The organism is Candidatus Deferrimicrobiaceae bacterium (assembly GCA_035256765.1).
In the GTDB taxonomy this organism is placed as follows: Bacteria; Desulfobacterota; Deferrimicrobia; order Deferrimicrobiales; family Deferrimicrobiaceae; genus CSP1-8.
Window position 1 is genome coordinate 24,488 of the sequence record DATEXR010000257.1, and the last position, 8,344, is coordinate 32,831.

General features: G+C 63.3%; 8 protein-coding genes. All 8 read left to right on the forward strand.

Annotated features, from left to right (window positions below; all coding sequences use genetic code 11):
- Positions 1 to 365: 365 nt before the first annotated feature.
- Positions 366 to 929 carry a 2-oxoacid:acceptor oxidoreductase family protein gene (locus VJ307_08675; protein HJX74216.1) on the forward strand — a complete coding sequence of 188 codons (564 nt, stop codon included), beginning with the start codon at positions 366 to 368 and terminating at the stop codon, positions 927 to 929.
- On the forward strand, positions 926 to 1,243 hold the full coding sequence (locus tag VJ307_08680) for a 4Fe-4S binding protein (GenBank protein ID HJX74217.1): 318 nt from the start codon (positions 926 to 928) through the stop codon (positions 1,241 to 1,243). Before VJ307_08675 ends, VJ307_08680 begins: the two co-directional genes overlap by 4 nt.
- Complete coding sequence (locus VJ307_08685) at positions 1,240 to 2,421, forward strand: transketolase C-terminal domain-containing protein (protein HJX74218.1); 1,182 nt, start codon at positions 1,240 to 1,242, stop codon at positions 2,419 to 2,421. Before VJ307_08680 ends, VJ307_08685 begins: the two co-directional genes overlap by 4 nt.
- Positions 2,418 to 3,416 (forward strand): thiamine pyrophosphate-dependent enzyme, encoded by a 999-nt coding sequence (locus VJ307_08690; protein HJX74219.1) that lies wholly within the window; start codon positions 2,418 to 2,420, stop codon positions 3,414 to 3,416. Before VJ307_08685 ends, VJ307_08690 begins: the two co-directional genes overlap by 4 nt.
- Positions 3,417 to 3,419: 3 nt before the next feature.
- On the forward strand, positions 3,420 to 3,884 hold the full coding sequence (locus VJ307_08695; GenBank protein HJX74220.1) for an NAD(P)H-dependent oxidoreductase subunit E: 465 nt from the start codon (positions 3,420 to 3,422) through the stop codon (positions 3,882 to 3,884).
- Between the two features lie 5 nt (positions 3,885 to 3,889).
- Positions 3,890 to 5,728 (forward strand): NADH-quinone oxidoreductase subunit NuoF, encoded by a 1,839-nt coding sequence (locus VJ307_08700; GenBank protein ID HJX74221.1) that lies wholly within the window; start codon positions 3,890 to 3,892, stop codon positions 5,726 to 5,728.
- A 3-nt stretch (positions 5,729 to 5,731) separates the two neighbouring features.
- Entirely contained in the window at positions 5,732 to 6,478 is a 747-nt protein-coding gene (locus VJ307_08705) for a 2Fe-2S iron-sulfur cluster-binding protein (GenBank protein HJX74222.1), read from the forward strand.
- A 229-nt stretch (positions 6,479 to 6,707) separates the two neighbouring features.
- Positions 6,708 to 8,344: NAD-dependent malic enzyme (locus VJ307_08710; protein HJX74223.1), on the forward strand; the 1,637-nt coding region annotated here is incomplete at its 3' end.

Genomic DNA, 8,344 nt, shown 5'->3' on the forward strand with positions numbered 1-8,344 from the left:
CCGGGCGGCCAGCCAGGTCTGGACATTCTTTGCCCGGTGGGGGCGGTGTCGGTCCCAGAGGAGCGTGAAACCGGAGGGGATGTGTCGGCGCAGTGCCTTAAGGAACCGAAGGACTTCCGCGCATCGGATGTTGTGGGGATACTGGGCCCAGGAGAGGCCGAATCGGCGCCGACGGGGAGCCACGGTGAGGGCGCTGGACGTGGAGAGCCGGTCGCGGCGGTCCCACAGGCGGAGGATGGGCGTCCGGCCGCGGGGCGCTCAGGTGCGGCGGGCGTCCCATAGGGTCTCATACAGGGGAAGACACCATTGCCTCATTATTTACGCAAGGCACAATATGATCGGCACCCCTTCGCAGGGTGGCATCGATGATCGAGATCCGCTTTCACGGACGAGGCGGACAGGGCGCTGTGACGAGCGCGGAGCTGCTGGCGCACGCGGCCATCAGCGAGGGCAAGTACGCGCAGGCGTTTCCTTCCTTCGGCCCGGAGCGGCGCGGGGCGCCGGTGCTGGCGTTCGCGCGCATCAGCGGCGAGCCGATCTACAAGCGCGAGCAGGTCTACGAGCCGAACGTGGTGATCGTGCTGGACAGCGGGCTTTTGGCCCTCGTGAACGTCGAGGACGGCATGCGCGTGGGCGGCGTGCTGATCGTGAACACGAAGCAAAGCCTCGAGGAATTCAAGGGGAAACACTCCTTTTCGCACCGCCTCTGCCTGGTGGACGCCACGGGCATCGCCCTCGAGATCCTGAAGCGTCCGATCACGAACACCACGATGCTCGGGGCCATGGTCCGCGCGACCGGCGCCATCGACCTGACTTCGATGAAAGCGCCCCTGGAGGAACGGTTCGGAAAGATCGCCTCGAAGAATTACGCGGTCATGCAGGCGGCCTTCGACAAGTCGATTTTGGAGGGATATTGGAGGGATAGATGAAGCGACTTCCCACCTGGAAGGAATTTCCGCTCGGGTGCGTGGTGACGACGCCGGGCAGCGCGGTCCTGTTCGAGACCGGCGACTGGCGCAGCTTTTACCCGAGGACGGACGAGGACAAGTGCATCGCGTGCGGCGTGTGCTGGTTGTTCTGCCCGGACAACTCCCGGCGGAAGGTCCCGCGCAAGGTCAAGCGGCCCGGCGCGATGTACGCGGACTACTTCGACTTCAATTTCAAGTACTGCAAGGGATGCGGGATCTGCGCGGCGGAGTGCCCCTCCTGCGCCATCACCATGATCGAGGAGAGCGCGAAATGACCGGGCCCAAGCGGATCGGGATGGAGGTGTCGATCGCGATCTCCGAGGCGGTGCGTCAGTGCGACGCGGATGTGATCTCCGCCTATCCCATCACGCCGCAGACACACGTGGTGGAGCACTTGGCGGAGATCGCGGCGCAGGGACACCTCGATTGCGAATTCATTCCCGTGGAGTCGGAACACTCGGCGCTGAGCGCCTGCATCGGCTCCTCGGCGGTGGGCGCGCGGACCTTCACGGCGACGGCGTCGCAGGGCCTGGCGCTGATGGTGGAGATCATGTACATCGCCTCGGCGATGCGGATGCCGATCGTGATGGCGGTGGCGAACCGCGCGCTGTCCGCGCCGATCAACATCTGGTGCGATCACTCGGACGCCATGCTCGCGCGGGACACCGGCTGGATCCAGTACTTCGTGGAGAACGGGCAGGAGGCGTACGACATGACGCTCTGCTCGTTCCGCATCGCCGAGGACAACCGCGTGATGCTGCCGATTACGCTCAACTTCGACGGTTTCACGCTCTCGCACGTGATCGAGCCGATCGTCATGCTCACCGACGAACAGGTGAGGGAATTCCTGCCGCCCTTTACGCCCTTGTATCGGCTCGATCCCAAAAACCCGGTCGCGATGGGCCCGGTCGGCATTCCGGAAATCTACACCGAGGCAAAAAAGGCGCACGACGAGGCGATCCTGGCGTCCAGGGCCGTGATCGATGAGGTATGGGCGGACTTCGGAAAGCGGTTCGGCCGGCATTACCAGGCGGTCGAGCATTACCGGACCGAGGGCGCCCAAACGCTGCTGGTGGGCATGGGCGGGCTGACCGAAAGCATGCGGGGCGCGGTCGACTCCCTGCGCGACAAGGGCAAAAAGGTCGGACTGATCCGGCTGCGCCTGTTCCGGCCGTTCCCGCACGAGGACTTGCGCAAGGCGCTTGGCGACGCGGGAACGGTGATCGTGTTCGACCGGTGCCTGAGCACGGGCGGACCCGGGGGACCGGTCGCCTCCGAGATCAGGAGCGCGCTGTACAACCTGCCCAAAAAGCCGGCGATCGTCTCGTTCATCGGCGCACTGGGCGGCCGCGACGTTCGCACGAGCCAGTTCGCGGAGCTGATCGAGCGCAGCGAGGCGATCGCGGCGAGCGGCTCCATCCCGGATTATGAAATGGTGGGGGTGCGAGAATGAGCACGAATTTCAACATATTCGCGGCCCGGCTGCTTTCCCAGGACGAGTTGTTCACGCAAGGGCACCGCGCGTGCCAGGGATGCGCGCCGGCGCTGGCCATGCGGTTGATCGGAAAGGCGCTGGGTTTCAACATGATCGTGGCCAACGCGACCGGGTGCATGGAGATCATCTGCTCGCCGTATCCGTTCATGGCGTGGGCGGTGCCGTGGATTCACGTCGCATTCGAGAACACCGCGGCCGTGGCCTCGGGGATCGAGGCCGGGATCAAGGCGCTGCGGCGCAAGAAACGGCATTACATCGACACCGGCGAGAAGATCGCGATCGTCGGGATCGGCGGCGACGGCGGCACCATGGACATAGGGATCCAGGCGCTGTCGGGGGCGATGGAGCGAGGGCACGACTTCCTCTACGTCTGTTACGACAACGAAGCGTACATGAACACGGGCATCCAGCGTTCGTCGGGCACGCCCTTCGGCGCGTCCACCAGCACGAGCCCGGCCGGTACGCACAGCATCGGGCAGAACACGCAGAAGAAGGACTTAGCGGAGATATGCGCGGCGCACAACATCCCTTACGTCGCCACCGCGAACGTGGCGTATCCGTTCGACCTTATCGAGAAGATGCGCAAGGCGAAGGAAGCGAAAGGCCCGGCGGTGATTCACCTGTTCGCTCCGTGCCCCACCGGGTGGCATTGCACTGCGTCCTCGTCGATCAAGCTGGCGCGCCTGGCCACGGAGACCGGGTTGTTTCCGCTTTACGAGGTCGTCAATGGGAAATACGGGCTGAGCCTGGACATCGAGAAACTGCGCCCCGTGGAGGAATACGCGGCGATCCGGAACATCCGGGACTACCTGTACGACGAGACCGCGGGCTGCAAGGACGCGCAGGGACGATACCGGCACCTGTCGCCGGACCTCGTGGCGCGGATTCAGGAGCAGGCGCACGCGCGGTACGAGCGCCTGAAGGCCAAAGTCCGCATGACGCAGGAGTGGTGACGCATGGAACGGGAAACGGCAAAGATCGACGAATTCATCGCCCGGTACGGCCTGCACCAGGGCGCGCTGATCCAGGTGCTCCAGGACATCCAGGGGGAGTTCCACTACCTTCCCCGCGAAGCGCTGGAGTACGTTTCGGAGAAGCTGGGAACCCCGCTGGCCGTCGCCTACAACGTGGCGACTTTCTACAATGTGTTTTCGCTCCAGCCCAAGGGTCAAAATCACATTTGCGTATGCATGGGCACGGCGTGCCACGTTCGCGGGGCGCAGAGCATCCTCGACAAGTTCAGGCGCGAACTGAAGATCGAAGTGGGTGAAACCACGGACGACCTCAAGTATTCGCTGGACAAGGTCGCCTGCGTGGGCGCGTGCGCGCTCGGCCCCATCGTGGTGGAAAACGTTACGTATCACGCGCACATGAAACTGGACAAGGTAGGGAAGCTGCTGAAAAGGGGGGGCAGGAAGTGACCCGGTTGGCATCCTTCGACGACCTGGTGAAACGGCGCGGCGAGATCGCGGCCGGCCGGGCCCCGAACCGCGCCACCCTGGTTCTGGGGGACGGCACCTGCGGTCGCGCGTCGGGTTCGTCCGAGGTCCGCGCGGCGCTCTCGGAGGCGATTTCGAGTTTGGACACGGAAAAGCGCCTGGCATTTCGAACCACCGGCTGCCATGGCTTCTGCCAGATCGAGCCGAACGTCCAGGTTCTCCCGGACGAGACGCTTTACGTGCATGTGAAGCCCGAGAACGCGCAGTCCATCGTGGAGGCCGCGCTTTCCGGGAAAGTCCTGAAAAACCTCACGTACAAGGACGGACAGAAAAAGAGCTGCGCCAAGATTACGGATGTGCCGTTCTACAAGCGGCAGATGCGACTGCTAAGCGGTCTGAACGTGTACGTGGACCCGCTGCGGATCGAGGACTACATCGCCATAGACGGGTACCAGGCGCTGGCCAAGGCTCTTTTCACGATGACGCCCGACTTCGTCGTGGAAGAGGTGATCAAGGCCAATCTTCGCGGGCGCGGCGGCGGCGGCTTCCCGGCCGGTTGGAAATGGGATTCCGTGAGGAAGGCCGAAGGCGAGCCGAAGTACGTGGTCTGCAACGCGGACGAGGGCGATCCGGGCGCGTACATGGACCGCTCGCTTCTGGAGGGCAATCCGCACCTGGTGATCGAGGGCATGCTCATCGGCGCTTTCGCCATCGGCAGCCACGAGGGCTACGTGTACGTACGCAACGAATACCCGCTCGCGGTGCAGAACCTGATCGTGGCGCTCGATCAGGCGCGCGAGCACGGGCTTTTGGGGAAAAACATCCTCGGCAGCGGGTTCGACTTCGACATCAGGATCAACCGCGGCGGCGGCGCATTCGTGTGCGGCGAGTCGTCCGCGCTCATGCAGTCGATCGAGGGACGGCCCGGCGAGCCGATCCCCAAGTACGTGCACATGTCCGAGCGCGGGCTGTACAACAAGCCCACGAACCTGAACAACGTGGAGACCTGGGCCAACGTGCCCTTCATTGTGAACCGCGGCGCGGACTGGTACCGGACCATCGGCACGGAGGGAAGCAAGGGCACCAAGATCTTCTCGCTGGTCGGCAACATCAACAACACCGGCCAGGTCGAGGTGCCGATGGGCATCTCCTTGCGGGAGATCGTGGAAGGGATCGGCGGCGGCATTCCCAACCGCCGGAAGTTCAAGGCCGTGCAGACCGGCGGGCCCTCGGGCGGGTGCCTCCCGGCCGACTGCCTGGACGTGCCGGTGGACTTCGACCAGCTCACGAAGCTGGGGTCGATGATGGGCTCGGGCGGCATGATCGTCATGGACGAGGACTCGTGCATGGTGGACGTGGCGCGGTACTTCACCAACTTCCTGGTGGAGGAATCGTGCGGCAAATGCGTGCCTTGCCGCGAGGGCGTCATGCAGCTTCGGGACATCCTGAACGACATCACGCAGGGCCGGGGCCGGGAGGGCGACGTCGAGCTGATGGAGGACCTGTCCAAGGTCGTCATCGATTGCTCGCTGTGCGCGCTGGGCCAGTCGGCGCCCAATCCGCTTTTGACCACGATCCGCTACTTCCGGGACGAGTACGTGGCGCACATCCACGACAAGAAGTGCCCGGCCCGGCGCTGCACGGCGCTGATTTCGTTTCGCATCGACGCGGAGAATTGCACGGGCTGCGCATTGTGTAAAAAACAGTGCCCCACGGTCGCCATCGCCGGCGAAAAGAAAAAGACGCACGTGATCGACCCGGAAAAGTGCATCCGTTGCGGCGCGTGCTTCGAAGTGTGCAAATTCGACGCGGTCATCAAGGAGTAGGTCGTGAACGCCAAGGAACACACCCTCACCATCGACGGTCGATCGATCACCGTGAAGCGGGACACGCTCCTGATCGAGGCCTGCAAAAAGCTCTGCATCGAGGTTCCGACCCTTTGCCACAACGAGAACCTTAAGCCCTACGGCGTGTGCCGATTCTGTCAGGTCGAGCTGAACGAAGGAAAGCGCACGCGGCTCGTGCCCTCGTGCGTATACGAGATCCGCAAGGACGGCTTGACGGTCACGACCGATTCGGAGCGGATCCGAAACAACCGCAAGTGGCTCATCCAACTGCTGCTCGCGCGGTGCGACAGGCAAAAGGACGTGCTCGACTTCGCCGCGAAACACGGCGTCGCGCCCATCGAACGGCTCACGAAAAAGAACGACGACTGCATCCTGTGCGGGCAGTGCGTGCGGGCCTGCAGCGAGATCGTGGGTGTGGGCGCGATCGGCTACGAGAGGCGCGGCGAAAAGCGCGAGGTCACGTCGCCGTACCGCGACAAAAACCCGGTCTGCATCGCCTGTGGCACGTGCGTGTACGTGTGCCCCACGCATTGCATCGCCATGACGGAGGAAAAAGGTGTCCGCACGATCAGCCGCTACGCGGGCGAAAAGAAGATGGTCGTGCGCGAGGCCAAGATGCTCACGTGCGGGAAGTGCGGCAACTACTTTCTGCCGTCGCCCGTAGCGGAAGTCTTTGCAAAGAAAATGGGCATCGACCCGACCGTTTTCACCTGCCCGAGTTGCCGGTAATCCGGATAAAAAACGCCCGTTTCAAATTTTGAAGCGGGCGTTTCCGTGTAGGGAAAGCGAAACCCTCTCCTTTGCGTCAGCGATCCCGTCGATGGTCTCCGGGATGGGCGTTCGAGTATACTTAAGCCAATGGAAAAACGACAACCGAAGCTTCCCGCAGTGAGGTTTTTGATCCTGTGATCGGACACCTTGCCAAGAGCCCCTGATTTCCCGGACAAGGAGGGATCTCATGTCTGCCCAAGTTCCTCTTCATGGCAAACGCGGCGTTGATCTGCTGCACGATCCGGTATTGAACAAAGGCACAGCCTTCTCCGAGACAGAGCGGGATGGGTTGGGCCTGCGCGGCCTCCTGCCGGCACGCGTGTTCACGCAAGAGGGACAAGTGGCGCGTGTGCTGGAGAACATCCGCCGCAAGACCAGCGACATCGAGAAGTACATCTTCCTGGTCTCGCTGCAGGACCGCAACGAGACCCTGTTCTACCGCGTGGTCATGGAAAACGTCGAGGAGATGGTACCCCTCATCTACACTCCGACGGTAGGCCAGGGCTGTCAGGAGTTCGGACACATTTTCCGCCGCCCGCGCGGTATGTTTATTACGCACAAAGATCGGGGTCACGTCCGGCACCTTCTGCGGAATTGGCCGTACAGCGATGTCCGCATGATCGTCGTCACCGACGGCGAACGGATCCTCGGCCTCGGCGACCTCGGCGCGAACGGCATGGGCATCCCGGGGGGGAAGCTCTCGTTGTACACTGCCTGCGCAGGCATCCATCCCACGCAATGTCTGCCGGTAACGCTGGATGTCGGCACGAACAACGAGACCCTGCTCAAGGATCCTCTCTACATCGGCCTGCCGGAACGGCGCCTGCGCGGCCAGGCGTACGACGAACTGGTGGAGGAGTTTGTCACCGGCGTGCAGGAGATTTTCCCGAAAGCCTGCATTCAGTTCGAAGACTTCGGCAACGCGAACGCCTTCCGGCTGTTGCATCACTACCGGGACCGCGCCTGCACGTTCAACGACGACATTCAGGGCACGGCAAGCGTCTCGATGGCGGGGGTGTACTCGGCCATGCGCATCATCGGCAACAAGCTGTCCGATCACAAATTCCTGTTCCTCGGCGCGGGCGAGGCCGGCATCGGCATCGGCGACCTGATCGTGATCGGTATGATGAGGGAGGGGATGACGGAGGCCGAAGCCAGGCTCATGTGCTGGTATGTGGACTCGAAGGGCCTCGTCGTCAAGAGCCGGACGGACCTTATCGAGCACAAACGGCCTTACGCGCACGACCATGTGCCCGTCACCGATTTCCTGGCGGCCGTCGAATCGCTCAAGCCGACCGTCCTCATCGGCGTCTCCGGCATGCCGCGTACGTTCACGAAGCAGGTCGTCGAGGCGATGGCGCGCTTGAACCGGCGCCCGATCCTCTTCGCCCTCTCGAACCCCACCTCGAAATCGGAGTGCACGGCGGAGGAAGCCTACACGTGGTCGGAAGGCCGCGCGATTTTCGCGAGCGGCAGCCCGTTTCCCCCGGTCACGTACAAAGGCAAGACCTTCGTGCCCGGGCAGGGCAACAACGCATACATCTTTCCCGGTGTGGGCCTGGGCGTGGTCGTCAGCGAAGCCACGCGAGTGACCGACGAGATGTTCTTCGCGGCCGCGAAAGCGTTGGCGGACCTGGTCACGGAAGACGATCTCGCGGAAGGCCGCATCTATCCCAGCCTCGGCCGCATCCGGGAGGTCTCCGCCGCCATCGCCACGGCCGTCGCGGACGTGGCCTTCCAGCGCGGCCTGACAACGATTACGCCGCCGGCCGATCTGCCTGCGCATGTCAAAGCGCAGATGTACGACCCGACCTATGGGGAGTA